Raw genomic sequence first — 25,239 nt, 5'->3', positions numbered from 1 at the left:
TCCAGCTTCCCGGTTCGGCGTGCCCGGAGCAAGCGAAAAACTACAGGCCGGCAGCGTCAATATCGATTAACAGCAAGCGCTGACCGTTATCGAAGAATTGTCCTGCTGTCAGGCAGTATTGATTGGTCGTGGCATCGCGGTAGGTGCTGGATAGAATCAGGCGGCGTTCCTCCCAGCCCTCGGCCAACAGATGATAGAAGTAAGGTCGCCATGACCAGTTGTGGCCCAGGTAGCGGCTGTCGGCTTGCCAGGCATCCTGGCGCCACTCGAAGTTTGGGGTCAGTTGGGTACCGTGGCGATCGCATTGATAAAACCGCAATAACCTGGGAAAACCCGGCAGCCATGGCAGTCGGCTGAGTGGCGCCTGGGCCAGTGCCCAGCCTTGCAGGATCTGCATCAGTTCGATCAGTTGCTGGCGCAGCAGCATGATTCGCCCACGCTCGGCCAATTTCTGCTGGACGTAAGCCTGGCGCAGTACGGCGAAACGCGGGACGAATGCATCGGCAGCGAACCAGTCCAACTGCGCCTGGGCAAACAGGTAGCCCTGGACATAACGTGCCCCACATTCAAGGGCAAAACTCAACTGCGCTTCGGTTTCCACGCCTTCGGCAATGATCCAGCACCCGGTTTTTTCTGCCATCTGCGCCAGGGCGCGCACCACCTCGCCGCTCGGGCCGCCCAAGGCGGCGGCCTGGAATAGGCGCATATCCAGCTTGAGGATGTCCGGGCGCAGGGCCAGGACCCGATCCAGTTGTGAGTACCCGGCACCAAAATCATCGATGGCAATGCGTGCACCGGCCTCACGGTAGCGGGATACGACTTCTGCCAGACGCCGGCTGTCGCCTCCCAGTTCGGTGATCTCAAACACGATGCGCTTTGGATCGACGTCATGGGCCTGCAACTGCTTCAGGCTGGGCAGTGCTTGCCCTGGTCGCAGGAGGGTGATCCAGCGTGGCGAAATGTTAAGGCTCAGGAACCAGTCGTCAGGCACTTCATGCAGGCGGCTCAGGGCGTTGTCGCGGATCTTGCGATCCAGACGCCGCAACACCGAGGCGGACGTGCGAGCGTCGGCGAACAGCGGGCCGACCGAGTGCAATTGGCCATCTGCCTGCAGTAGGCGGCCCAATGCTTCCACCCCGGCAATGCGCCCGGTAGCGGTATCGATAAAGGGTTGGAAACAGGCGAGCGGTTGCCCGTCAATCACAGAGCCTCCTTAAGGTGCTTCGGCATGGAAAAGGCCCGGCCCCTACAGGGAGGGAACCGGACCTGATCCGTTTGCAAGAATGCAGCCAGTTACCTCAGGGCTTGCGGGAGGCACCCTGCATGGCCAGCTTGATCAAGGGGATCAGGCCTGCGCCGAGCCGTACCAGGCGAGTCATGGTGCCGATCCCGCCACCTTTGGCGCCTTTCCCGGTGAAGAATCCCAGCAGGGTCACTGCCGCGACGCCCCACAGCGGCGCATGCTTGATGCCAAACCCGTCTTGCCAGCTTTGGCCCATGTTGCGCACCTTTTGCAAGGGCAGCAGCAATTGCTGGGACTCGTGGCGAATTTCCTGGCGGTGCATTTCCATGCGCAGGCGGATCAAGGCCTTGCGCATCTCCCGCCGGGAGTTGGTGTGCGGCAGTTCAGTCAGGCTCATGGCAGCAGGCGCTCCCGGTCGTTGGCCAACTCTTCGAGGGTGGCGTGGAAAGGCGTGGATTCATCAAACACCGCCGCCTTCAACCGCAGCCCGCAGAACGCTGCGGCCAGTACGTAAAACACGCAAAGGCTGATGATCCCGGTGAGGCGATAGGTGTCCCAGACGAGGATCATGACCAGCGCCGATAACCCCACCAGCAGCAACAGGGCGAACACCAGCGCCAGGCCGGCAAACAGCAGCAGGCTGACGGTGCGTGCCTTCTGTTCCTGTAACTCGATGCCGAACAGCTCGACATGGCTGTGCAGCAAGCCCAGGACAGCTGCGCCGAGGCGCCGCGATGTGGAGCTTGGGCCCGAGGACGAGCCGGTTTCGCCGATAGACATGATTAGCGCCTTGTAGCCAGCAGGCCGATCAGGAAGCCCACGCCGGCAGCGATGCCTACGGATTGCCACGGGTTGGCCTGTACGTAGTCTTCAGTGGCGGTGACTGCCGCCTTGCCGCGTTCGCGCAGGGAATCTTCGGTCAGTTTCAGGGTTTCCCGGGCTTGCAGCAGGCTGTCGTGGATCTTCGAACGCAGTTCATCAGCCTGGTCACCGGCGAGAATCGCGGTGTCGTCCAGCAGCTTTTCGGTATCGCTGACCAGGGTCTGGAAATCTTCCATCAGTATCTCTTGAGCAGTCTTTGCCGTTTTTCTGGCCATGGTTATCTCCGTGAGTGGCTGTCTGGTGCTTTACAGGGTTTTGGTTGAGAGTCGCGGGCATCAGTGAAGGTTCACTGCAATTGTCTGGTACAGCTTTTGCTTTGCCTTGGTGCGCCTGCCGCAAGGCTTGCGCGCAATGTGGGCGGTTTGGGCCAAAGCCTTGAAAAACCTTACCCTAAATCACTAAAACCCGTGGAAAAACCCGCAAGTTATCGCCTTATTCAATCGTCATCGCGCCAAAGCGGCTCATACCCTCTGAAGAAGGGTAGGGCGCGCAGTGCCAATTTAGTGCGTGATCATCGGGCAATGACCTGCTTTGGTGCTTTTTCCTGAACTGCAGGCCTGCCAATCCCCATGGAAAATGTGCAAAGCGCGGTGGACACCCTGGTCCACAGCTCCAATACGCTGTTTATTCTGATCGGCGCGGTGATGGTCCTGGCGATGCATGCCGGCTTCGCGTTTCTGGAAGTCGGGACGGTGCGGCAGAAGAACCAAGTCAACGCGTTGTCGAAAATCCTCAGTGATTTTGCAGTTTCGACCCTGGCCTATTTCTTTATAGGCTATTGGATCTCCTACGGGGTCAGCTTTATGCAGCCGGCCGCGGTGCTCAGTGCCGACCACGGCTATGGCCTGGTGAAGTTCTTTTTCCTGCTGACCTTCGCGGCAGCTATCCCGGCGATCATCTCCGGGGGCATTGCCGAGCGTGCACGCTTTGTTCCTCAGTTGTGCGCCACGGCGTTGATCGTGGCGTTCATCTACCCGTTTTTCGAGGGCATGGTGTGGAATGGCAACTTCGGCCTGCAAGCCTGGTTGCTGGCGAGCTTTGGCGCAGCGTTCCATGACTTTGCCGGCTCCGTGGTGGTCCACGCCATGGGCGGCTGGCTGGCGCTGGCGGCGGTGTTGCTGCTGGGTCCGCGCCAGGGCCGCTATCGCGAGGGGCGCCTGGTGGCGTTCGCGCCTTCGAGCATTCCGTTCCTGGCACTGGGCTCGTGGATATTGATCGTCGGCTGGTTCGGCTTCAACGTAATGAGCGCGCAGACCCTGTCCGGGGTGAGCGGGTTGGTGGCGGTCAACTCGTTGATGGCCATGGTCGGCGGTACGGTCGCAGCACTGGTGATTGGGCGTAACGACCCGGGCTTCTTGCACAATGGCCCGTTGGCCGGGCTGGTGGCGATTTGTGCGGGGTCCGACCTGATGCATCCGGTCGGCGCGTTGGTTACCGGTGTGGTTGCCGGTGGCTTGTTCGTGTGGTGCTTTATCGCCGCCCAGGCTCGTTGGAAGATCGATGATGTGCTGGGTGTGTGGCCGCTGCATGGTTTGTGCGGTGTGTGGGGTGGGATTGCCTGCGGGATCTTCGGCCAGAGCGCCTTGGGTGGGCTGGGCGGTGTGAGTCTGATCAGCCAGTTGATCGGCACAGCCCTGGGGGTTGTGGTGGCCCTGGCTGGCGGATTGTTGGTGTACGGCGTGCTCAAGCGCGTGTGCGGCCTGCGCTTGAGCCAGGAAGAGGAGTACTACGGCGCGGATTTGTCGATCCATAAGATTGGCGCAGTCAGTCAGGATTGATCGGGGCTTCACGGCTGTCGTCGGTGTGCTGGTAGAAACCGTGGAGCAAGCGGTAGCGATTGCGCCGCACCTCGTCGACCCGGTCGCGTACCTGCTGGTCGGGCAGGCCGAGCATGATCATCGCGTGGGACGCGAGCATCAGGCTCGACTCCAGTAGCTCCGGCACCACTTCACTGGCGCCGGCGGCTTTCAGTTCAGTCAACTGGCTGTCGTCGCGGGTGCGCACCAGGATCGGCACTTTATGGTTGATCCGCCGTGCTTCCTTGAGCACCGTCAGGGCCACGTCGCTGTTGTCTACGGCAATCACCACCAGGCGCGCGCGTTCCAGGCCCATAGCGCTGAGCAGGGCACCGCGCCGGCAGTCACCATAATGCACGCTGCTGTCCTCGGTCGCGGCTTCCTGCACGCGTTCGGGGTCATCGTCCAGGGCAATGAACGCCTGTTGTTCACGGCGCAGGAAGCGCCCGATGGATTGACCGACCCGGCCATAGCCGCAGATCACTACATGCCCGCGCAACTCGGCGTTAAGCGCGGTGATTGCCTCCAGTTGCACTTGTTGGTTGGGTTTGCGATGCAGGCGCAGCGCGATAGCGGGTGCGGCGCGCAATAGCAGGGGCGTGAGCAGCATGGAGCAGAAAGTGGCTGCCAGCAGCAGGCTGCTGATGTCGCCTGGCAGCATATTGCTCAGTTGCATCTGCGCCATCAGTGCAAAGCAGAACTCGCCGCCCTGGGCCAGGGCCAGGCCGCTGCGCCAGGCGGTTTCGCTGTCGCTGCCACGCAGCTTGACCAGGGCGGCTACGACGCAGCCCTTGATCAGCATCAGTGCCAGGGTCAGCCCGAGGATCAGCAGGCTGTGACTGACGAACAACTGCAGGTCGATCAGCATGCCAATACTGACAAAAAACAGCCCCAGCAGGATGTCGCGAAATGGTCGGATATCGGCTTCGATCTGGTGCCGGTAGTGACTTTCACCTAGCAGCATGCCCGCCAGGAACGCGCCGAGGGCCGGCGACAGGCCCAGCAAGTGTGTGAGCCAGGCGGTGAGCAACACGATCACCAGGGCCAGTAGCACGAACAGTTCCGCCGAATGTGAGGCGGCCACTTCATGGAACAGGCGCGGCAGCAGCCAGCGGCTGGCGAGCAGCAGGCCGAGAAACAACACCACGGTCTTGCCCAGGGTCAGGGGCAGTGCCCAGTACCAGGCCTGCTCGCTGCTGCCGGCAAATACCGGGACCAGGGTCAGCAGCAGCACCGCGACCACATCCTGGAACAGCAGAACGCCAATCGCGTTCTGCCCATGGCTGCTGAAAATCTCCCCCAGGCTGGTCAACTCCTTGCTCACAATGGCGGTGGATGACAGTGCCAGCCCGGCCCCCAGCAGCAACGCCGCCACTGGCGACATGCCCATCAATAGCAACAAGGCACCCAGCAGCACGCTGCAGCACAATACCTGCAGACTGCCAAGACCAAACACCACCCGGCGCAGGGTGAGCATCTTGGACAGGGAAAACTCCAGGCCCAGGGAAAATAGCAGGAACACCACTCCCAGTTCGGCGAGGTCGGGCAGGTCTTCGCTGTCATTGACCCAATCCAGGGCCGTTGGCCCGACGGCCAGGCCCACGCACAGGTAGCCGAGCACCGGCGGCAGTTGCAGACGGCGGAACAGTGCAATGACGACCAGGGATGAGGCAAGAATGATCAGCAGGTTGGCAAACACAGACATCTCCGTCGGGGTGTTGCAGGAAAAAAGCCGCGAGAATCGCTGAATCAGTTATAGGCCATGGTGATCTGGATCAGGTCTTTGTCATGACTCGACGAGGTTTTTCCCGGGGCCTAGAATGAGTACCTGTTTTTTATCGGGTCTGTACGTCATGCCTCCTGAATGCCAGTTGTTCGGTACCCTGGGCTGCCATCTGTGTGAACTTGCCGAAGATGAAATCATGCCGTTGGTCGAACACGGGCTGCTGGTCGAGTTGGTGGATATCGCTGATTCACAAGCGCTGTTCGAAGCCTATGGCCTAAGCATTCCGGTGCTGCGCCGGGTCGATACCGGGGCGGAACTGGGCTGGCCGTTCGACACTGAACAGGTGGTCACCTTTCTAATCTAGCGCCAACCCATGGCAGGTTGCTGATTATTCGGTTACTGTATGTTTGTACAGCGATTGAGTGAGAGGGAACGCCCGTGGTGAATGTTGAACAATTGAAAAGCAGCGTCAACCGCATGTCCGTCGATATCGTGCGCGATGCTGTGAATGAGCTGCGGCTCGATGGCCTGGTCACGGAAGGCAAGACGCCGTTCAACAAAGTGCATTTCAATACCTGCTTTGCCGAAATCGAAGCGTTGTTCCAGCGCGCCGGTTATCACAAGCAGTTGGATGTGGTTGGGTACCAGGGCTTGCTGTATGCGCTGTACGATCCTGGCCGCTGGGAGGCGGTGGACGTACTGCGCTGGCTCAAGGAGTTCACCGAGGCTGCCAGTGCCTCGCCGGTACTGCGGGCCGAATTGGTCAGGGCTTGAGATTCTGGAGGATAATGCCCCCTTAGTCTTTCCAGGCCTTGAGTGTACGCATGTCCGATACCGGTTTTTCCGCTGCCCAGAACCAAGCCAGTACGCTGTACCTGCCGCCTGGCCCCTGGGTGACGGTGCTTGATTGCCTGTGCGAGCACTTTCGCGCGATCGGCCGCGAACAGTGGCTGGACCGCATCGCCCGTGGCCGGGTGCTGGATGGCAATGGCCAGCCCATCGCCGTGGACCTGGCCTACAAGGAAGGTTTGCGCATCCACTACTTTCGCGAAGTGCCGGATGAAAAGCCGATCCCGGTGCAGGAGGCCATCCTGTACGCCGATGAGCATCTGGTGGTGGCCGACAAGCCACACTTCCTGCCAGTGACCCCAGCCGGTGAGTATGTCGAGCAGACATTGCTGCGCCGCCTGATCCGCCGTCTGGACAACCCGTCGCTGGTGCCGCTGCATCGTATTGATCGCCATACCGCTGGGCTGGTGTTGTTCTCTGCCAACCCGCAAAGCCGCTCGGCCTATCAACAACTGTTCCCCACCCGCCAGATCGACAAGTTCTACGAAGCCATTGCGCCGGCCTTGCCTGCGCTGACATTTCCGCTGGTGCACAAGAGTCGCCTGGTGGATGGCGAACCGTTCTTCCGCATGCAGGAAGGGCCAGGTGTGAGCAACACTGAAACCGCGGTGCAGGTGCGCGAAAAAAACGGCGACCTGTGGCGTTATGGCCTGTTTCCGGTGACGGGCAAGAAGCATCAACTGCGGGTGCACATGACGGCGTTGGGCGCGAGCATCTGCAATGATCCGTTTTACCCCGAGGTCATCAAGGATGCCGTGGATGATTATGCCAACCCGCTCAAGTTGCTGGCCCAGGGCGTACGGTTTATTGACCCGGTGACGGGCGAGGAGCGCAGTTTCAGCAGTAGGATCGTGCTTGAGTGGTGATGTTTCCCACACCCCAGATACAACAAAGCCCGCTCAAAAGCGGGCTTTGTTGTATCTGGCGTTAAGACTTACAGGTCTTTAACGGTGCGAACCTGATCCTTGTTGATGCGGGTACGCTTGCCATCCAGTTGTTCGAATTCGTAGAAGCCCGAATCCTGATCGAATTTAGGGGTGTCGACAGCCTGGATTTCGCGACCGTCATTCAGGGTGATCACTGTTGGCGAGGCGCAACCGGCGAGGGTAGCGAGGCCCAGTGCAAGCATGAGAGCGGCGATGGTCCGTTGGGTCATGAGTCTTCTCCGAGAGTAATGCTGTGTTGAGTTCTGACCTTGTGACGTATGCAACGTCGGCAAAGTTCCTTGTCTAGCGCTCATTCTGACACGCCGGGGCGTGGGCGCAACAACTCTGGTGTATTGAGGTTGGCCAGGCGCGGGTCGTTTTCTGCGCAATCGAGCGCCTGAGCCCCCAGTTTCAGCAGGATCTGGCGTGGGCTGCGCTCTGCAGCATGCCAGGCGTCTTCCACCGCGTCGCGCAGGCGCGTCGGTATGACGCAGAGCAGAGGTTCCCAGAACGTGCCATGCCGGATCATTACCGGCACCTGTGGGTGTTGTCGGGCGGTTTCGAGCAGGTCTGTCAGCAACTGCCCGTCGATGTGCGGCACATCACAGGGCAATACCAATAGGTGTTCATGGCGTGCTACGGCCAGCCCGGCACGGATGCCGGCCAAGGGGCCAGGGAAATCCGGACTGTCGTCGCTTACCAACTGGTCGCCATAGGTGGCGTACTGCGCCTGGTTGCGGTTGCAGGAAATGATCAGGTCATCGGTCAACGGTCGCACCTGTTGGTGCAGGTGGGCAATCAGCGGTTGCCCGTGCCAGTCGAGCAGGCCCTTGTCCAGTCCGCCCATGCGCTGGCCGCGACCGCCGGCCAGCAAGAGGATCGAGCAGGGCAGAGGCGAAGAATTGAATGGCATGACGGCTCCGCAGCGGCAGTGAAATAGGGGGCTGTGATATAACATCGGGCTGTTCCTTCGACAACCGGACCGAGCCATGAAAGCCAAGGCTGATGCGCCTTTCGTACCTCTTAACATCGCTGTACTGACCGTCAGCGACACCCGCACCCTGGAAACCGACACCTCCGGGCAGGTATTCGTTGACCGCCTGCTCGCGGCCGGCCATCGCCTGGCCGAACGGGTACTGCTCAAAGATGACCTCTACAAAATCCGTGCGCAAGTGGCGCACTGGATCGCCGAGGACGTGGTGCAAGTGGTGCTGATTACCGGCGGTACCGGCTTCACTGGCCGCGACAGCACCCCGGAAGCTGTCAGTTGCCTGCTGGACAAGCAAGTGGACGGGTTTGGCGAGCTGTTCCGGCAGATTTCGGTCGCCGATATCGGTACTTCCACTGTGCAGTCCCGCGCCTTGGCCGGCCTGGCCAATGGCACCCTGGTGTGCTGCCTGCCGGGTTCCACCAATGCGGTGCGTACCGGTTGGGATGGGATCCTTGCTGAGCAATTGGATGCCCGTCACCGCCCCTGCAATTTCGTGCCGCACCTCAAGCTGGCCGAGCCGTGTGAATCCCGTGGGTAAGCCGGGAAAAGCCGGTGCATTGATGCCGGTAGAAGAAGCACTCGAGCGCCTGTTGAACATGGCCGAGGCCGCACCGATCCGTGAGCGGCAATATCTGCCATTGGCCGAGTGCGACGGGCGCGTGTTGGCCGAGGCGTTGGTGTCCACCCTCGACCTGCCGCCCTGGCCCAACAGCGCCATGGACGGCTACGCCTTATGTACCGCCGACTGGACGGGTGAGCCGTTGGTGGTGAGCCAGCGCATCTTCGCCGGCCAGGCCCCCGAGCCCTTGGCGGTGGGTACCTGTGCGCGGATCTTCACTGGAGCCCCGGTACCCGAAGGGGCCGACTGCGTGGAAATGCAGGAAAACGCCGAGGTGCAACCCGATCAGCGCGTGAGCTTTACCCAGGCGCTGCGGGTAGGGCAAAACATCCGGCCCAAGGGCCAGGAGACTACGGTCGGTGAAGAGGTCTTGGCGGCCGGTACGCGGCTCGGCCCGATTGAACTGGGCCTGGCGGCCTCCCTGGGGCGCGACCGCCTGGCGGTGGTGCGTCGCGTGCGTGTGGCGGTGCTGTCCACTGGCGACGAGTTGATCGAGCCGGGCCTGCCCCTGGGGCCGGGGCAAATCTACAACAGCAACCGGCGGGTGCTATGCAGTTGGTTGCAACGCCTGGGCTGCGAGGTGATCGACGCCGGTATCTTGCCCGATGACCTGGAATTGACCCGCACCCGCCTGGGGGCACTGGGTTCGGTTGACCTGATCCTGTCCACCGGTGGTGTTTCGGTGGGCGAAGCCGACTTCCTTGGCATCGCACTACGCGAGGAGGGTGAGCTGGCCTTGTGGAAGCTGGCGATCAAGCCTGGCAAACCACTGACATTCGGCCATTTCCGTGGTGTGCCGGTGATCGGTCTGCCGGGGAATCCAGCGTCCACCCTGGTCACGTTCGCTCTGCTGGCACGGCCATACCTGCTGCGCCGCCAGGGTGTCGAAGCGGTGCAGCCCCTGCGTTTTGAAGTCCCGGTGGGATTCGTCTGGGCCAAGCCGGGCAACCGTCGCGAGTACCTGCGCGGGCGCCTGGAGCAGGGACAGGCGGTGATCTACCAGAACCAGAGCTCCGGCGTATTGCGCAGTGCCGCCTGGGCCGAGGGATTGGTGGAAGTCCTGGAAGGCACCACCTTGGCTATCGGCGACCGGGTGAACTTCATTCCCCTGAGCGAAGTGTTGGGCTGAAGAATTAATTCTCAGCCCAATGGCTTTTTTCCGACTGCCGAAGGTCAACATTCCTCAGGTCCCCTCCAACGATAGGAGCTTCACCCCATGAGCAAACCCAAGGCACTGCTGATTCTGCACGGCAAACAAGCCCTCAACGAAGACGTGCGGGCGGCGGTGCAAGGCAAGCGTGAGCAGGGGTGGGAACTGGCAGTGCGCGTCACCTGGGAAGGCGGCGATGCCCAGCGCCTGGTGGGTGAAGCCCTGGATGCCGGCTACACACGCCTGATTGCGGGCGGCGGTGATGGCACGTTGCGTGACGTGGCAGAGGCCATGGTCCGGGCGAAAACTGACGCCAGTCTGGTGCTGATGCCCCTGGGTACCGCCAATGACTTCGCCCGTGCGTCCGGTGTACCGCTGGAGCCGCGCCTGGCCCTGGAGCTGTTGGATATTGCGCCACGCGCCATTGACCTGGGGGAGGTTGGCGGGCAGGTTTTCCTCAATATGGCCACCGGTGGTTTTGGCAGCCAGGTCACGGCCAATACCTCCGAGGATTTGAAAAAGGTGTTGGGCGGCGCAGCCTATCTGTTTACCGGCCTCTCACGTTTCAGCGAGCTGCGGGCGGCCTATGGGGAGCTAGTGGGCCCGGACTTTCATTGGCGTGGCGAGTTGCTGGCCTTGGGCATTGGCAACGGTCGCCAGGCCGGGGGCGGGCATGAGCTGTGTCCGGGCGCCCTGGCCGATGATGGCCTGCTGGATATCAGTATCTTGCCCGCGCCCCAGGAAGTGGTCGGTACCCTGCGTAGCCTGATGACCGACGGCTGGGGCCTGGACAACATGTTTGTGCGGGCGCGCCTGCCGTGGGTGGAGATCAAGGTGGCCGAAGGGCTGGCGATCAACCTGGATGGCGAGCCGCTCAAGGGCGATAACCTGCGTTTTTGCGCCTTGCCCAAGGCCTTGCAGGTGCACTTGCCGGTGGATTCGCCGATGCTGGCTAATCGTCCAGGCTGATGATCTGCTCGCGCACCGCAAACAGCACCAGGCCGGCGACATCGAAAATCTGCAGGCGCTTCATGATTTGCGAGCGGTGAGCTTCCACGGTCTTGATGCTCAGGCCCAGGCCGTGGGCGATCTCCCGGGTGGACTTGCCACGTACGATCAGGCGCAGGATTTCCAGTTGGCGTGCCGTCAGATTGTGGCGTTGCGCCGGCGGCGCCGGGTGGGACTGGCTGTGGATAAGGGCCTGGTTGATCACCGTGTGGGCGATGGCCGGGCTCAGGTAGCGCTCGTTGTTGCGCAGCGCCAGTAGCGCATGTTCCAGCTCATTGGCGCTGGTGTCCTTGAGCAGGTAGCCGTGGGCACCTGCCTCCAGGGCTCGCATGATCAACTGCGGGTCGGTGTGCATCGACAGGATCAGCACCTTGCTCTTGGGGTAGGCGTGCTTGAGTTGTTGCAATGCATCCAGGCCGCTGGTGTGTTTCATCGACAGGTCCAGCAGGACGATGTCGGGCTGCAAGGCGGTAAATTGTGCCAGCACTTGCGCGCCATCGGTGGCTTCCCCAATCACGGCATAGCCGGGGATATCCAGGATCAACGCGCGTACGCCGGCGCGGATCAATGCGTGGTCATCTACCAGAAGTAAATTGCAGGTCACTCTAGAACCTTAGGGGGACTGGCCCGTTCGAGGGTGCGGGGCGCCCAGGGGAATAGCGCCTCGATCCGCGTGCCGAAGCCCGGTTGGCTCCGGACGGACAGCTTGCCGCCCAATTGATCAATGCGTTCGGACATGCCAGCCATGCCCCGCTGGCCTTCCAGGCGCGGGTCGGTGGCGGGCAGGAATCCCTGGCCGTCATCGCTGATATACAGGGATAGCCCCTGAGGTAAGCGTTGCAGGCGTACCAGCAGATTGCGCGCCTGGGCATGGCGCAACATGTTGGTCACGGCCTCCTGGGTGATACGAAAGGCCGCGACCGCCATCTCTTCCGGAATCCCGGTCAGGCGCTGCTGGCATTCCAGGCTCCAGTGCACCGGGGTGTTTTCCAGGGTCTTGAGCAGGTGCGCACGCAGGCTCGCTTCCAGGCCCAGGCTGGTCAGTTGCCGGGGGTTGAGAATGGCCGATACGTCGCGCACCTTGGCCAGGGTTTCGTTGAGGGTGTTGCACAGCACGTTGCATTGCTCCTGCAGGTCGGCCGGCAGGCGGCGCTGCAGCCAGTCACTTTGCAGCTTGGCGGCGGTCAGCAACTGGCCGATATCGTCGTGCAGTTCGCGGCTGAGGCGATGACGCTCGTTTTCCTGGACCTGCAGCAGGCGGTCGGCCAATTCCTGGGGTTGGAACTTGATGGACTTGCGCGAGCGCCAACGCTGCAGGCCCGCGGCGGCGAGGGCGGCGAGGTTGAGCATTAGCAAAAATATCGGCAGGGGCGCTTCGTGGGCATACACCCACAGGCTGACCAGGGTTGCACACAGGCACAGGCCAAGCGTGACCCAACGGGTAGTGCCCGGGGAGACGACCTTGGTGACAAGTGACTTGGGGCTGGCGTACATGGCAGATGGAGGTTCGCTGCGGGTAGACCGGTCATGACTGCTGGCCGGGCTCTGTTTGGAAAGCGATTGGGTTTGGTGTTGGTTCGAGGCGCTTCTCGGGGTTTATTACATCATCACTGTCAGCCACTTCGAATACGCTAATGGTACCACCAACAATTACCGTCGGTCGCCTGGCGCAGTGCTTAGTTCAGCGGGTTCTAGTTGTACGGTTAATCAAGTTTTGCATCGTTATTGCCAATAGTGGCTTATTGATAGTTGGCTGGCTAAATACCTGCCAGGACATTAGTTGGGCGCCTGCCGGCGTCTTGGATTAACCGAGCGGCAGGTTCAGGAGGCGTGGTGCATGGAGTGGCGATAATGAGCGCCAACGTCCTTTTGTGGAATCTGCTGGGCAACGGTTTCAATCAACGTGGTTTGCTCGGCTTCATCCAGGCTGAGTTTACCGGTCTTGATATCGATCAGTTCCAGTTGCCAGGCCAGCAGAGTCAGGCAGTCGTGCAGGGCTGCGAGTGCCGCATCGTGGAGTTGCATCGGGCTTTGGGCGTTGCAGATCAGGTCCTGGATATGCCGGGAAAAGTTGCCAATGGCTTGCAGTGCCATGGCATCGGCCTTTTCGGCCAGTTTGACCAGGCTGCTTTTCATGCAATCGATGGCATCGTTATCGTTGCGGATCAAATGCAGGTGGCTCAGGCATTCCTCAGACTTGGCCAGCAGCGTTTCTGCCTCCAGGAGGAACTCGGGAAGTGCGTCTTGCCACTCTTTACCGTCGTTCATCATGAAAGTCTCCACAACATACGGTCAGATAATGAGATGTACCACTGGAGCAACGGCTTCAAACTAGCGCCGAAATATGACCGAAATCTGTAGTTCGTTTCTGAATTTTGAGTAGTACTTTTATTTGAATGATCGGCGTCGCGACTGCTGGCGCTGCTTGCAGTGGAAACAACCAGAGGCATTCGCATTACTTCGATTGCCCAGGTGTTATTGCCTGGAAGTCCCTTGGACCGTGGGCTTGCGATAGCAAACAAAAGCCTGACTCCGTTCATGCAATGAGAATGGCGTCACATTAATGGCTATTGGATATCGCGAATATCAGGTTGGACCTGATTGCGACTAGGGGAATCCCTTACGTGGCTGAACCTTGTGACCGTTTGAGGGTCTCGGCGCGCTGCGTGACCACCGGACAGCAAGGTGAAGCCAGTAAACCATGATGTCAGTGTGACATCAATGCATTTGCGTGGCATTTTAGCTGGGGTCAAGGTCTGGCATTGGCTGCCGATAACCTTTTCCAGTAAGCAGCGAATCTTTTCAGCACACCCAGGAGTCTTCAATGGCTGGCATTCTCGACACGGTAGATCAACGCACGCAATTGGTGGGTGAGAATCGCCTGGAGATCCTTATGTTTCGCCTGGCCGGGCGCCAGTTGTTCGCGATCAACGTGTTCAAGGTGCAGGAAGTCCTGCAGTTGCCCAAGCTGACTCTGATGCCCCAGCGCCACCCGTTTGTCTGTGGCGTGGTCAACCTGCGCGGTCAGACCTTGCCGGTGATCGACCTGTCCCAGGCCATCGGCATGCGTCCGCTGGTTCCGGGGCCCAACAGCACCATTATCGTTACCGAGTACAACCGTTCGGTACAGGCCTTCCTGGTGGGCGGCGTCGACCGCATCGTCAACATGACCTGGGAGTCGATCCTGCCGCCGCCGGCCAGCGCCGGCCGCCAGCATTACCTCACGGCCATCAGCAAGGTGGATGAGCAGTTGGTAGAGATCATCGACGTGGAAAAAGTCCTCGCCGAGATCGTGCCCTACAACGCCAAAGTCTCCCGGGAAAAACTCGAGGACCCGGTACTCGAGCGTGCCCGTGGCCGCGAAGTGCTGCTGGTGGATGACTCCAACGTAGCCTTGTCGCAATTGCGCGACACCTTGGGGCAACTGGGGGTGAAGATGCATATCGCCAGTGACGGGCTCAAGGCCCTGAACATGCTCAAGGCCTGGGCGGACAGTGGCGTGGTGATGACCGACAAACTGTTGATGATCTTCACCGACGCCGAAATGCCCGAAATGGACGGCTACCGCCTGACCACCGAGATCCGCAATGACCCGCGCCTGCGTGGCCTCTACGTGGTGCTGCACACCTCGTTGTCCGGCAGCTTCAACGACTCGATGGTGAAAAAGGTCGGTTGCGACAACTTCCTCTCCAAATTCCAGCCCGATAAATTGGTGGACGTGGTGCGCCAGCGCCTGATGCTGGATGAAGTCCCGGCCTGATCCTCGCCACGATAGCCTCTACTTGCCGGCCGGGGATATTTTGATTCTGGCCGCTTGCTCGTATAGGGTGACGTTTTTGCTCACAGGAACCCAGGCTCATGCTTCGTCTCAGCGCGTTGTATCGGTACCCCTTGAAGTCGGGCAAGGCAGAGACCTTGGCGCATATCGGCTTGGACAAACTTGGGCTGGACGGGGACCGACGCTGGATGTTGGTGGACGAGGCCAGCGGCCGCTTCCTGACCCAGCGGGCGGTGGCGCAGATGAGTCAGCTGTCGGCACTCTGGAATGCCACCGGTGGCCTGACCTTGAGCGGTGCCGGCCGACCCACCCTGGACGTGGCGTTGCCCGGCGCTGATGCCGAGTTGCGTGGTGTCACCATTTGGCGCGACACCTTGCGGGTACCGGATGCCGGTGACGAGGCCGCCGATTGGGTCAGCCGGTTCGTCGGCAAACCGACCCGTCTGGTGCATGTCCCGCTGGCGCGTGCGCGCACCACGGCGGCCGGCTATGGCAAGGATGATGACCAGGTTGCGTTTGCTGACGGTTTCCCTTTGTTGCTGATCGGCCAGGCGTCCCTCGATGACCTGTCGCAGCGCATCGGCCGGCCCATGGAAATGCTGCGTTTTCGCCCCAACCTGGTGATTGAAGGCAGCGAGGCGTTTGCCGAGGATGGCTGGAAGCGCCTGCGCATTGGTGATGTGGAGTTGCGGGTGGTCAAGTCCTGTTCTCGTTGCATCCTCACCACCATCGATCCGGCGACCGGTGAACGCAGCCCCGACCGCGAGCCGCTGAAGACCCTGGAAACCTACCGCAAAAAGGATACCGACGTGTTGTTTGGCCAGAACTTGGTCAATGACGGGGTTGGCCGCCTGGAAGTCGGCATGCCGGTGACGATCCTCGAATAAACCCGGCCCCATGAAAAATGCCCGTCTCACCGAGACGGGCATTTTTTTGCGCGCGATAAAGGCTTAGCCGCGGTATTCGCACAGGTAGGCAGTGTCTACGGCCACCTTGAGCTGGAACTTGCTGTCGGCAGGCACATTGAACTGGCTGCCTGCGGCGAAGGTTTCCCAGCTGTCGCTGCCTGGCAGCTTGACGGTCAGTGCGCCTGAGACCACGTGCATGATTTCACGCTGGGCCGTGCCGAATTCGTATTCACCCGGGGCCATGACGCCGATGGTCGCCGGACCTTCAGGGGTACCGAAGGCGATCGACTTGACGGTGCCGTCGAAGTACTCATTGACTTTGAACATGGATGAATCCTCGGAAAAAGGGGTAAGAAAGGTCGGCCAGTATGCCTTCTACACGGGCAAAATCAACGGCAGCAAACGCGCTGTATTGCGCGCATCTTCCAGGGCCCGGTGTTGCTGGCCATTGAACTGCATGCCTGCCAGTTGCAACGCGCCATTGAGCCCCAGCGGTTTATCCAGGCGCCGGGCCTTGGCGAAGCGTTGCTTGAGGTTCACATGGGGCGTCTGGCCCAGCACGCTGGCCAAGCCATGGCGCTGCCACTCCAGTTCCAGTTGCTGGCGATCGTAGTCGCCCCAACTGGCCCAGCCTTCCAGGCGCGGATGATGCTGGCCCAGCCAGCGTTCAAACAGCGGCCAGACCTCGGTCAAGGGCGCTGCGCTGTCGATACTGGCCTGGCTGATGTGCGTCAACTGGCGGCAGAACGGCGTCAGCAGCGGGCGGCGCAAGGGCCGCACGAAGCGCTGGAAGTGGTCCAGTTCGCGGCCCTGGCGGTTGACCAGGCTTACGCCGATTTCGATGATTTCCATCTCCGACACGGGCCAGCCGCCTTCATCCGTTGTGGCTTCAAGATCAATAATCAGCCAATGAGGCATCGCAGGTTCCCGTACTCATCCCTTTCTGATGGGGATAGAGCGTAGCCAAGCCTGGTAGTTCCGCCTAGGGCTACTCGATCTGCAGCAATACCTGGCGATTGCGCACCTGATCGCCTGCGGTGACTTGAATGGCCTTGACCACCCCGTCGATACCCGCCTTGAGCGGGTGCTCCATTTTCATCGCCTCGAGCACCAGCAGCAGTTGGCCCTTGCTCACCACGTCTCCTTCGCACACCTGCACCAGGGTAATCGCGCCGTCCATTGGCGCCTTGACCGTGCCACTGCTGGCCGGCGCCTCACGACTGGCCACGGTTTGCGTCTGGTTGTTCACGCACAGGCTGCTACCGGCATGCAACAGCCAGAGCTGGGCGCCTTGCAGGTGATAGGCAAGCCGTCGCCGAATGCCGTTGATGACCAGGCTGGCCCAGCGCCCGTCACTGTCGAGCAGGTGTACAGCGATGTCGCCGATTTGCAGGTGATCGTCCGCCAACACCCGCGCGCTGACTTCATGACACTGCTCCCCGACGCTCAGTCGATAGGTCCAGGGCACGCTGGCATTGTTGCGCCAGCCCGCCAAGGCAGGGCGATGCGCTGCCGCGCTGTGCCGATAGAACAATGCGGCGGCCACTGCCAGTTGTTCGTCGCTGATGACGGGGCGGGCGATATCGCCGAAATGTTCGGCGATAAACCCGGTGCTGAAATCTGCCGCGACAAACTGCGGATGGCTGAGCAAGTCCACCAGTAACCGCTGATTGCTGGCAACCCCCAGCAGTACACAGTCCTGTACCGCGCGCAGCAGCTTGCGCCGCGCCTCTTCACGGGTAGCGCCATGGGCGATGATCTTGCCCAGCATCGGGTCATAGAACGGGCTGATGCGCTGGGGGGCCAGCAATCCATGATCGACCCGCACCCCGGCGGCCGGCTCCCAGCGCAGCACTTCGCCGGTTTGTGGCAAGAAGCCCTGGGCCGGGTCCTCGGCGTACAGGCGCACCTCCATGGCATGCCCGGTCAGTGTCACCTGCTCTTGGCGCAACGGCAGGGGCTGGCCGGCGGCGATTTGCAGTTGCCAATCCACCAGGTCCAGGCCGGTGATCAGTTCGGTGACCGGGTGTTCCACTTGCAGGCGGGTGTTCATTTCCAGGAAGTAGAAACGCCCGCTCTGGTCCAACAGGAACTCCACGGTGCCAGCGCCAACATACTCCACCGCGCGCCCGGCCTTGAGCGCCGCTTCGCCCATGGCCTGGCGCAGCTCGGTGGTCATGACCGGGCAGGGCGCTTCTTCGATGACCTTCTGATGGCGGCGCTGCACCGAGCAATCACGTTCGCCCAGGTAGATCAGGTTGCCGTGGGCATCGCCGAACAGTTGAATCTCCACATGGCGCGGCGCGATCAACGCCTGCTCCAGAATCAGTTCGTCGCTGCCAAAGGCGTTCAGCGCCTCGGAGCGTGCGGTATTCAAGTGTTCGAGCAGCTGCCCGGGCGCGTGCACCAGGCGCATGCCGCGCCCGCCACCGCCGGCACTGGCCTTGATCATCAGCGGGTAACCGATGCGCTCGGCTTCGCTTTGCAGGGTCGCGTCGTCCTGCGCGCTGCCCTGGTAGCCTGCAATGCACGGCACACCGGCGGCGAGCATGGCGATTTTCGACAGGCGCTTGCTGCCCATCAATTCGATGGCGTCGGCGCTGGGCCCGATAAATACCAGGCCTGTGGCGATGCAGGCCTTGGCGAACTCGGGGTTTTCCGAGAGAAAGCCGTAGCCGGGGTGGACCGCATCGGCGCCGGTGAGGCGCGCGGCGTCGAGGATGGCCGAGATGTTCAGGTACGACTGCTGCACCGGGGCCGGGCCGATGTTCACCGCTTCATCGGCCATTTGTACGTGCAGGGCGTCGGCGTCGGCCTCGCTATAGACGGCCACGGTGCGGTAGCCCAGGGCTTGGGCGGTGCGCTGGATGCGGCAGGCGATTTCGCCGCGGTTGGCGATCAGTATTTTATTGAAACTGGGCATTGTGGGTCCCTGTCTGATTGGTTGCGCAGGTGTGGGCTTGCGTGGGAGCTGGCTTGCCTGCGATTGCATCACGTCGGTATCCCTGACAGACCGAGGTGCCCGCATCGCAGGCAAGCCAGCTCCTACAGGGAGGGGGGCGTGTTCAAGATCAAATGACCCACCTGGCCTTGCGCTTCTCGACAAACGCCCGCGTCCCTTCAATCCCTTCTTCCCCGCCCACCGCTTCGGCAAACCAATCGGCAGCCTGATCCAGTAGCAGTTCCAACGGCTGATCCAGGCTCTGGAGCAACAACGCCTTGGTTCGGGCATTGGCGCGTGGTGCACAGCGCAAGACCTGCCCCAACACCTCATCCAGGCGCTGCGCCAACCCTTGGGGATCATGCTCGACAAAATGCACCACCCCCAGGCGCTGCGCCTCGATCCCGTCAAACCGCGCCGCGGTCAACGCCAGGCGCCGGGCTTGGGTCAGGCCGATACGCCGCACCACAAACGGCGCGATCTGCGCCGGCAGCACGCCGAGGCTGGTTTCCGGCAAGCCGAACTGCGCCTGGTGATCGGCAATGGCGATGTCGCTGACACACGCCAGGCCAAACCCACCGCCCAACACCGCGCCCTGCAATACCACAATCACCACCTGCGGCAGCGCTTCGACTTCCTGCAACAGCGTGCCAAACACCCGGTTCAAATCACGCAAGCCTTCGCGGCTGCCCGCGCGGCTCATATCCTTAACATCGCCGCCCGCACAGAAGTGCCCGCCGGCCCCACTGATCACCAGCGCCCGTACTTGCTCGTCACGCGCCACATCCGCCAGCACCGCGCGCAGTTCGCTGACCATCTGCAAGCTCATGGCATTGCGGTTCTGCGGGCGGTTGAGGGTGATGTGCAGCACGCCGTTATGCGGTTCGAGTAGCAGGGTTTCGCAGGCGTTCACGACTTTTTCCCCGGCAGCGTGCCCATCAGTTTGCAGATGATCCCCAGCATGATCTCGTCGGCGCCGCCGCCAATCGACACCAGGCGCACATCGCGATAGGCGCGGGCCACCGGGTTGTCCCACATAAAACCCATGCCGCCCCAGTATTGCAGGCAGCTGTCGCTGACTTCGCGGCCCAGGCGCCCGGCCTTGAGCTTGGCCATCGAGGCCAGGCGCGTCACGTCCTGGCCCTTGATGTATTGCTCGGTCGCCTGGTAGACCAGCGCACGCAGGCATTCGATTTCGGTGGACAGCTCAGCCAGGCGGAAGTGGATCACCTGGTTGTCGATCAAGGCCTTGCCGAAGGTCTGGCGCTCCTTGCAGTAGGCGATGGTGCTGTCGATGCACGACTCCAGGCCCTTGATCATATTGGCCGCGCCAAACAGCCGTTCTTCCTGGAATTGCAGCATCTGCATCATGAACCCCGCGCCCTCGTGGCCGATGCGGTTGCGCTGTGGGATGCGCACATCATCGAAAAATACCTGGGCGGTTTCGGAGCTGTGCATGCCGAGCTTTTCCAGGGGCGGGCTGACGCTGATGCCGGGGGTGTTCATCGGCACCATGATCAGCGACTTGTTGATATGGGGCTTACCGTCCGAGGTGTTGGCCAGCAGGCAGATAAAGTCGGCGCTGGGGGAGTTGGTGATCCACATCTTGCTGCCGTTGATCACATAGTCGTCGCCGTCCTTGCGGGCGTGGGTTTTCAGGCCGGCCACGTCGGAGCCGGCGCCGGTTTCCGAGACGCCGATGCAGCCCACTTGTTCGCCGCTGATGGCCGGGCGCAGGAATTCCTCGCGCAGTTCATCGGAGCCGAAACGGGCCAGGGCCGGGGTGCACATATCGGTCTGCACGCCGATGGACATCGGGATGCCGCCGCAGCGGATGGTGCCGAATTCTTCGGCGGCGACAATCGAGTAGCTGTAGTCCAGGCCCATGCCGCCAAACTTCTCCGGCTTGGAGATGCCTAGCAGGCCGAGGTCGCCGGCCTTGCGGAAAATCTCGTGGATGGGGAAGCGCCCGGCTTTTTCCCATGCGTCGACATGGGGATTGATCTCGCGGTCGACAAAACCCCTTACGGTACGACGCAGCTCTTCGTGTTCCTGGGTGAAGATCATTTTTATTGTTCTCCTGATCGTTAAAAGCGCGCGGCGCCGAAGCTGTTGGGTTGCAATTGGCGCACCTGAGCTTCTTGGCAGATATCCAGCAGATAACCCAGCAAGGTGCGGGTGTCCCGTGGGTCAATCAGCCCGTCGTCCCACAGGTTGGCGCTGCCATATAGGGCCGTGGACTGGCTGTCGAGTTTCTGCGCGGTGACCTGTTCGAGCATGTCGAGCACCTTGGGATCGGGCACCAGACCGTCTTTCAACTGTTTGGCTTCGGTGACAATGCGCAGCACCTTGCCGGCCTGGGCGCCGCCCATCACCGCGGTGCGGCTGTTGGGCCAGGCGAAGATAAAACGCGGGTCCAGGCCCCGGCCGCACATCGCATAGTTGCCGGCGCCATAGGAGCCGCCGACCACCACGGTCAGCTTGGGCACGCGGGCGTTGGCCACCGCCTGGATCATCTTCGCGCCGTGCTTGATCACCCCTTGTTGTTCGGATTCGGTACCGACCATAAAACCGGTGGTGTTGTGAAAGAACAGCAGCGGCGTCTGGCTCTGGTCGCACAGCTGGATAAATTGCGCGGCCTTGCTCGCGCCTTTGGGCGTGATTGGGCCGTTATTGCCGATAAACCCGCAGGCGCGGCCCTGGATCTGCAGATGGCCGCAAACAGTGTGGGGATCGTACTCACCCTTGAATTCGAGAAAATTGGAGCCGTCGGCGATACGCGCGATGATTTCCCGCACGTCATAGGGCTTTTTTGGATCGTCGGGGATCAAGCCCAGCAGCTCTTCAATCGGATACAGCGGCTCGGCATAGGCCCGTGCAGGCTGGGGCGGCAGCCGGTCGTCCCAAGGCAATAGGCTGACAATCTCGCGCACGATGCGCACGCCATCAGCGTCATTTTCGGCAAGGTATTCGGCGGTGCCGGCGGTTTGCGCATGCATCTGGGCGCCACCCAGTTCTTCATCCGTCGCCACTTCGCCGGTGGCGGCCTTGAGCAGCGGTGGGCCGGCGAGAAACAGCTTGGCCTTGCCGCGCACCACCACCACGTAATCCGAAAGTCCCGGTTGATAGGCACCGCCAGCGGTGGCCGAGCCGTGGACTACGGTGATTTGCGGCAGGCCCATGGCCGACATCCGCGCCTGGTTGGCAAAGCTGCGTGCGCCTTCGACGAAAATCTCTGCCGCGTAATTCAGGTTGGCGCCGCCGCTTTCGGCCAGGGTCACCACTGGCAGTTTGTTCTCCATGGCGATCTGTTGCAGGCGCAGGGATTTTTTCAGGCCGGACGGCGAGATCGTCCCGCCCTTGATCGCACTGTTATTGGCCACCACCAGCATGCGCACGCCGCTGACGTAACCGATACCGGCAATCAAGCCGCCACCGGCCGCGCTGCCGTCCTTGTCGTCGTGCAGCTTGTAGCCGGCCAGGCTCGCCAGTTCGAGGAAGGGCGCACCGGGGTCGAGCAACAGGTTGAGGCGTTCGCGGGGCAGCAGTTGGCCGCGCTTGTCGAACTTGCCTTTGGCCTCGGCAGCCTTGTCCAACAGGTTCTGTTCCAGTTGGCGCAGGTGGTTGATGGCCGTGAGCATGGCCTCGCGGTTCTGCGCGAACTGCGGGCTGTGAGCGTCGAGTAGGGAGTCGATGACCGGCATGGTTTATTGGCCCTCCTTAAGCACATCCGGCAGGTAAGCGCGGTGAAAGCCATTGAAGGACGGGCTCGGCGTCTGCGCTTTGTGCAGCGGCCAGGCGCGGCTGCCCAGGCTGGCGGCGCCGTCGATGCGCAGGGTGCTGCCGCTGACGAACGCGGCGGCGGGGCTGAGGAGGAACACAATCGCTGCGCTGACTTCCGATTCAGTGCCAATGCGCTTGAGCGGTACATGCTCGCGCAGGGTCGGGATCACCGCCTTGAACGCACCTTCGTAGGTGTCCATGCCACTGGAGGCGATCCAGCCTGGAGCCACGGCATTGACCCGCACCCCGGCGTAGCCCCACTCGAACGCGGCGGTCTTGGTGAAGTTGTCCATCCCCGAGCGCGCAGCGCCGGAGTGACCCATGCCGGGCATGCCGCCCCACATATCGGCCAGCATGTTGACGATGGCGCCGCCTTTTGTTCCCAAAGAAGGTTTGCTCATGGATTGGTTGAACACCTCACGCGCCATCAGGAAACCGCCCACCAGGTTGGTACGCAGTACGGTTTCAAAACCTTTTTGATTGATCGACGCCAGGGGTGAGGGGTACTGGCCGCCTGCGTTGTTCACCAGGCCGTGGATCGGGCCATGCGCCTGAATAATCTGGCTGACCAGTGCCTTGACCGCTTCTTCATCGCGAATATCACAGGCCTGCCAGCTGGCGCGGCCGCCGTCATCGCTGATTTCCTGGGCGACACCTTGCAGTTTTTCCGGCTTGCGCCCCACCAGCACCACATGGGCGCCGAGTGCCGCCAGTTCATGGGCAGTGCAACGGCCAATACCGCTGCCGCCGCCGGTGACGATAATGGTTTGCCCCTGGAACAGGTCGGCTTTGAAGATCGAGTCGAAGGCCACGGCGAGAGTCCCTTAGTTGAGTTGATCAGCGAGGTGGCGGGGCACAGCAATCGGTATTTCCAGCAACTGCTGGGCGAATGCCTTGCCCTGGGGGTCGATGCGCAGGCTGGCGATACCGCCGCCGCCCAGGGCATTCTCCAGGAGGAAGTTGAGGCTGTGGCTACCGGGCAGATACCAGCGCTCTACGCGTCCGTGCAGCGGGTCGAGCACATGGCTCATCCAGTCGACGATCACCTCTGGGGTCAATGCTTCGGCGATCCACGGCAGGTATTCGGGCTGGCGCGCGATCACGCCGATATTGCTGTGATTGCCCTTGTCTCCGGAGCGCGCCACGGCCAGTTTGACCAGGGGCACGCTGGCATCGGCGCGGCCTTCGGGCCGGGGCGGGTCGAGGGGGACGTGGGGTGTGCTCAGGGCGGCCGTGGCCGGCAGTTCGCAGGGGTGAGACTGCCCTTGGAAATCGACGCTCAGGCTGCACGCGCGCTTATCGATCAGGAATGAAAACAGGCGGATCAGCGGATATACGGTGGGCCGGCCGCCGACAATGCCGGTCAGCCCCGGCGCCATACCGGTGGCTGCCTGGGCGATTTCCCGGGCGAACAGCACCAGTGCCTGTTTGCTTGGGTGGCGCACTGCCAGCTTGAGCACCACTTCGCGGCAGTCCTGGCGCCGGGCGTGGGCGCCGTAGGTGGCTTCGCTGCCGAGCAATTCAATATTGACCTCGGTGTAGGGCGCCCAGCCGCGCTGGCTGAACAGCTCTGAAGTCTTGTTGATGATCGCCTGGCTGACCCGTTCGGCCTTGGCCAGCGCATCGATGCCGGCCAGCAGGCAACTGGCGGTGCAGCGAAAGCCGTCGGGGTAGGTGGCGCTGACTTTGTACTGATCGGTCGGTGCCAGCCCTTTGGCGCCGTGCAGGCGCACGCGGTTTTCGCCTTGCTGCTGCAGCGTGACCTGGCTGAAGTCGCAAATCACATCCGGCAGCAGATAGGCGCGTGGGTCGCCGATTTCATACAGCAGTTGTTCGGCCACGCTCAGTTCGCTGATCAGCCCGCCGGTGCCCGACACTTTGCTGACGGTGAACTGGCCGTCGGCGCTGACTTCGACAATCGGGAAGCCGATGTGCTCGTAGTCCGGCACCTCGCGCCAATCGGTGAAATTGCCGCCGGTGCACTGCGCGCCACATTCGATGATATGCCCGGCCAGTGCGGCCTGGGCCAGTCGGTCGTAGTCCTGCCACGACCAGTTGAATTCATGCACCAGGGCCGCGCTGACCACCGCACTGTCCACCACGCGCCCGGTGATGACGATATCGGCGCCCAGTTGCAGGGCCTGGACGATGCCCGGTGCGCCGAGGTAGGCATTGGTGGACACGCACATCGCCGGCATAGGTGCGCCGCTGAACATATCGCGGATGCCTTGCAGTTGCTTGAACTGTGGTTGCAGGTCATCGCCCAGCAACACGGCGATTTTCAGCGGCACCCCGGCCTGGTCGCAGGCGGCCTGCAATGCCGCGGCGCAGGCCTGGGGGTGGATGCCGCCGGCGTTGCTGATCACCCGGATGCCCTGGCGCTGGATATCACCGAGCAACGGCGCCAGCACTTCGACGAAGTCTGTGGCGTAGCCGGCCTGGGGATCTTTCATGCGTGCGCCGGCGAGGATCGACATGGTGACTTCCGCCAGGTAATCGAACACCAGGTAATCCAGCGCGCCGCCTTGCACCAATTGCGCGGCGGCGGTGCAGGTGTCGCCCCAGAATGCACTGGCGCAGCCGATACGAACGGTCTTGTCCATGGGAAGTCCTTCTCTGGAAAATCGCTGGGTCGAGAC

Annotated in this window: 26 protein-coding genes and 1 pseudogene; 9 read left to right on the top strand and 18 right to left on the bottom strand. The window is 61.8% G+C overall.

Going from position 1 to position 25,239, the window contains the following annotated elements; translation table 11 throughout:
- Positions 1-40: 40 nt before the first annotated feature.
- The 4 genes from HBO09_RS23390 to HBO09_RS23375 form a co-directional block, all read right to left on the bottom strand.
- Positions 41-1,204, bottom strand: a complete 1,164-nt coding sequence (locus HBO09_RS23390) for an EAL domain-containing protein (RefSeq protein WP_169998287.1) — start codon at positions 1,202-1,204, stop codon at positions 41-43.
- Positions 1,205-1,298: 94 nt separating this feature from the next.
- Positions 1,299-1,640: a hypothetical protein gene (locus HBO09_RS23385; protein WP_057439165.1), complete on the bottom strand. Its 342-nt coding sequence runs from the start codon at positions 1,638-1,640 to the stop codon at positions 1,299-1,301.
- Positions 1,637-2,023 (bottom strand): phage holin family protein, encoded by a 387-nt coding sequence (locus HBO09_RS23380; protein WP_029298076.1) that lies wholly within the window; start codon positions 2,021-2,023, stop codon positions 1,637-1,639. The genes HBO09_RS23385 and HBO09_RS23380 overlap by 4 nt, the downstream gene beginning before the upstream one ends.
- A 2-nt stretch (positions 2,024-2,025) precedes the next feature.
- Positions 2,026-2,340: a YqjD family protein gene (locus HBO09_RS23375; protein ID WP_029298079.1), complete on the bottom strand. Its 315-nt coding sequence runs from the start codon at positions 2,338-2,340 to the stop codon at positions 2,026-2,028.
- A gap of 354 nt (positions 2,341-2,694) precedes the next feature.
- Here HBO09_RS23375 and HBO09_RS23370 point away from each other — a divergent pair, with 354 nt between their 5' ends.
- Entirely contained in the window at positions 2,695-3,903 is a 1,209-nt protein-coding gene (locus tag HBO09_RS23370; RefSeq protein ID WP_169998285.1) for an ammonium transporter, read from the top strand.
- Here HBO09_RS23370 and HBO09_RS23365 read toward each other — a convergent pair.
- Entirely contained in the window at positions 3,890-5,620 is a 1,731-nt protein-coding gene (locus tag HBO09_RS23365; protein WP_169998283.1) for a monovalent cation:proton antiporter-2 (CPA2) family protein, read from the bottom strand. The two genes, HBO09_RS23370 and HBO09_RS23365, sit on opposite strands and share 14 nt — an antisense overlap.
- A 154-nt stretch (positions 5,621-5,774) precedes the next feature.
- On the opposite strand from HBO09_RS23365, the gene HBO09_RS23360 reads away from it, so the two are divergent.
- The 3 genes from HBO09_RS23360 to HBO09_RS23350 all read left to right on the top strand — a co-directional run bounded on the left by HBO09_RS23360 (position 5,775) and on the right by HBO09_RS23350 (position 7,362).
- The gene (locus tag HBO09_RS23360) at positions 5,775-6,011 is read left to right on the top strand and encodes a glutaredoxin family protein (RefSeq protein WP_169998317.1); all 237 of its coding nucleotides are present in this window, start codon (positions 5,775-5,777) and stop codon (positions 6,009-6,011) included.
- Between the two features lie 74 nt (positions 6,012-6,085).
- Complete coding sequence (locus tag HBO09_RS23355; RefSeq protein WP_029298086.1) at positions 6,086-6,421, top strand: hypothetical protein; 336 nt, start codon at positions 6,086-6,088, stop codon at positions 6,419-6,421.
- Positions 6,422-6,471: 50 nt separating this feature from the next.
- On the top strand, positions 6,472-7,362 hold the full coding sequence (locus HBO09_RS23350; protein WP_169998281.1) for a pseudouridine synthase: 891 nt from the start codon (positions 6,472-6,474) through the stop codon (positions 7,360-7,362).
- Positions 7,363-7,430: 68 nt separating this feature from the next.
- Here HBO09_RS23350 and HBO09_RS23345 read toward each other — a convergent pair whose 3' ends face one another.
- Entirely contained in the window at positions 7,431-7,652 is a 222-nt protein-coding gene (locus tag HBO09_RS23345) for a YgdI/YgdR family lipoprotein (protein WP_029298091.1), read from the bottom strand.
- An 80-nt stretch (positions 7,653-7,732) separates the two neighbouring features.
- Complete coding sequence (gene mobA / locus HBO09_RS23340; RefSeq protein ID WP_169998279.1) at positions 7,733-8,335, bottom strand: molybdenum cofactor guanylyltransferase MobA; 603 nt, start codon at positions 8,333-8,335, stop codon at positions 7,733-7,735.
- Positions 8,336-8,411: 76 nt separating this feature from the next.
- On the opposite strand from mobA, the gene moaB reads away from it, so the two are divergent.
- The 3 genes and pseudogenes from moaB to yegS all read left to right on the top strand — a co-directional run.
- Positions 8,412-8,951, top strand: a complete 540-nt coding sequence (gene moaB, locus HBO09_RS23335; protein ID WP_029298095.1) for a molybdenum cofactor biosynthesis protein B — start codon at positions 8,412-8,414, stop codon at positions 8,949-8,951.
- Positions 8,935-10,161, top strand: coding sequence for a gephyrin-like molybdotransferase Glp (gene glp, locus HBO09_RS23330; protein ID WP_169998277.1), 1,227 nt, complete (start codon positions 8,935-8,937; stop codon positions 10,159-10,161). Before moaB ends, glp begins: the two co-directional genes overlap by 17 nt.
- Before the next feature lie 87 nt (positions 10,162-10,248).
- Positions 10,249-11,173: pseudogene (gene yegS / locus HBO09_RS23325) on the top strand (lipid kinase YegS); the annotation flags it as partial.
- Here the strand turns inward: yegS and HBO09_RS23320 are convergent.
- The 3 genes from HBO09_RS23320 to HBO09_RS23310 all read right to left on the bottom strand — a co-directional run bounded on the left by HBO09_RS23320 (position 11,135) and on the right by HBO09_RS23310 (position 13,458).
- Positions 11,135-11,794 (bottom strand): response regulator transcription factor, encoded by a 660-nt coding sequence (locus tag HBO09_RS23320; RefSeq protein WP_169998273.1) that lies wholly within the window; start codon positions 11,792-11,794, stop codon positions 11,135-11,137. The pseudogene yegS and the gene HBO09_RS23320 sit on opposite strands and share 39 nt — an antisense overlap.
- Positions 11,791-12,684, bottom strand: a complete 894-nt coding sequence (locus tag HBO09_RS23315) for a sensor histidine kinase (RefSeq protein WP_169998271.1) — start codon at positions 12,682-12,684, stop codon at positions 11,791-11,793. Before HBO09_RS23315 ends, HBO09_RS23320 begins: the two co-directional genes overlap by 4 nt.
- 327 nt (positions 12,685-13,011) lie before the next feature.
- On the bottom strand, positions 13,012-13,458 hold the full coding sequence (locus HBO09_RS23310) for a hypothetical protein (protein WP_169998315.1): 447 nt from the start codon (positions 13,456-13,458) through the stop codon (positions 13,012-13,014).
- 556 nt (positions 13,459-14,014) lie between these two features.
- Here HBO09_RS23310 and HBO09_RS23305 point away from each other — a divergent pair.
- Positions 14,015-14,950, top strand: a complete 936-nt coding sequence (locus tag HBO09_RS23305) for a chemotaxis protein CheV (RefSeq protein ID WP_032862773.1) — start codon at positions 14,015-14,017, stop codon at positions 14,948-14,950.
- 98 nt (positions 14,951-15,048) lie between these two features.
- Positions 15,049-15,855: an MOSC domain-containing protein gene (locus HBO09_RS23300; RefSeq protein ID WP_169998269.1), complete on the top strand. Its 807-nt coding sequence runs from the start codon at positions 15,049-15,051 to the stop codon at positions 15,853-15,855.
- 63 nt (positions 15,856-15,918) lie between these two features.
- On the opposite strand, the gene HBO09_RS23295 is transcribed toward HBO09_RS23300, so the two are convergent.
- The 8 genes from HBO09_RS23295 to HBO09_RS23260 all read right to left on the bottom strand — a co-directional run bounded on the left by HBO09_RS23295 (position 15,919) and on the right by HBO09_RS23260 (position 25,203).
- Positions 15,919-16,203, bottom strand: coding sequence for a pyrimidine/purine nucleoside phosphorylase (locus tag HBO09_RS23295; protein WP_169952573.1), 285 nt, complete (start codon positions 16,201-16,203; stop codon positions 15,919-15,921).
- 48 nt (positions 16,204-16,251) lie between these two features.
- On the bottom strand, positions 16,252-16,794 hold the full coding sequence (locus HBO09_RS23290) for an exonuclease domain-containing protein (RefSeq protein WP_169998267.1): 543 nt from the start codon (positions 16,792-16,794) through the stop codon (positions 16,252-16,254).
- 70 nt (positions 16,795-16,864) lie between these two features.
- A complete protein-coding gene (locus HBO09_RS23285; RefSeq protein WP_169998265.1) occupies positions 16,865-18,799 on the bottom strand; it encodes an acetyl/propionyl/methylcrotonyl-CoA carboxylase subunit alpha in 1,935 nt (644 codons plus the stop codon).
- A 148-nt stretch (positions 18,800-18,947) separates the two neighbouring features.
- A complete protein-coding gene (locus tag HBO09_RS23280; RefSeq protein ID WP_169998263.1) occupies positions 18,948-19,730 on the bottom strand; it encodes an enoyl-CoA hydratase-related protein in 783 nt (260 codons plus the stop codon).
- On the bottom strand, positions 19,727-20,884 hold the full coding sequence (gene atuD / locus HBO09_RS23275) for a citronellyl-CoA dehydrogenase (RefSeq protein ID WP_169998261.1): 1,158 nt from the start codon (positions 20,882-20,884) through the stop codon (positions 19,727-19,729). The genes HBO09_RS23280 and atuD overlap by 4 nt, the downstream gene beginning before the upstream one ends.
- Positions 20,885-20,904: 20 nt before the next feature.
- Entirely contained in the window at positions 20,905-22,521 is a 1,617-nt protein-coding gene (gene atuC, locus HBO09_RS23270; RefSeq protein ID WP_169998259.1) for a geranyl-CoA carboxylase subunit beta, read from the bottom strand.
- A 3-nt stretch (positions 22,522-22,524) separates the two neighbouring features.
- Entirely contained in the window at positions 22,525-23,412 is an 888-nt protein-coding gene (locus HBO09_RS23265) for an SDR family oxidoreductase (RefSeq protein ID WP_169998257.1), read from the bottom strand.
- Between the two features lie 12 nt (positions 23,413-23,424).
- A complete protein-coding gene (locus tag HBO09_RS23260; protein WP_169998255.1) occupies positions 23,425-25,203 on the bottom strand; it encodes an acyclic terpene utilization AtuA family protein in 1,779 nt (592 codons plus the stop codon).
- Between the last annotated feature and the right edge of the window lie 36 nt (positions 25,204-25,239).

It is taken from the genome of Pseudomonas sp. WS 5027 (assembly GCF_012985695.1).
GTDB lineage: Bacteria > Pseudomonadota > Gammaproteobacteria > Pseudomonadales > Pseudomonadaceae > Aquipseudomonas > Aquipseudomonas hygromyciniae.
Note: the sequence above shows the minus strand (reverse complement) of the source record. Positions and strands in the feature narration are given on the sequence as shown.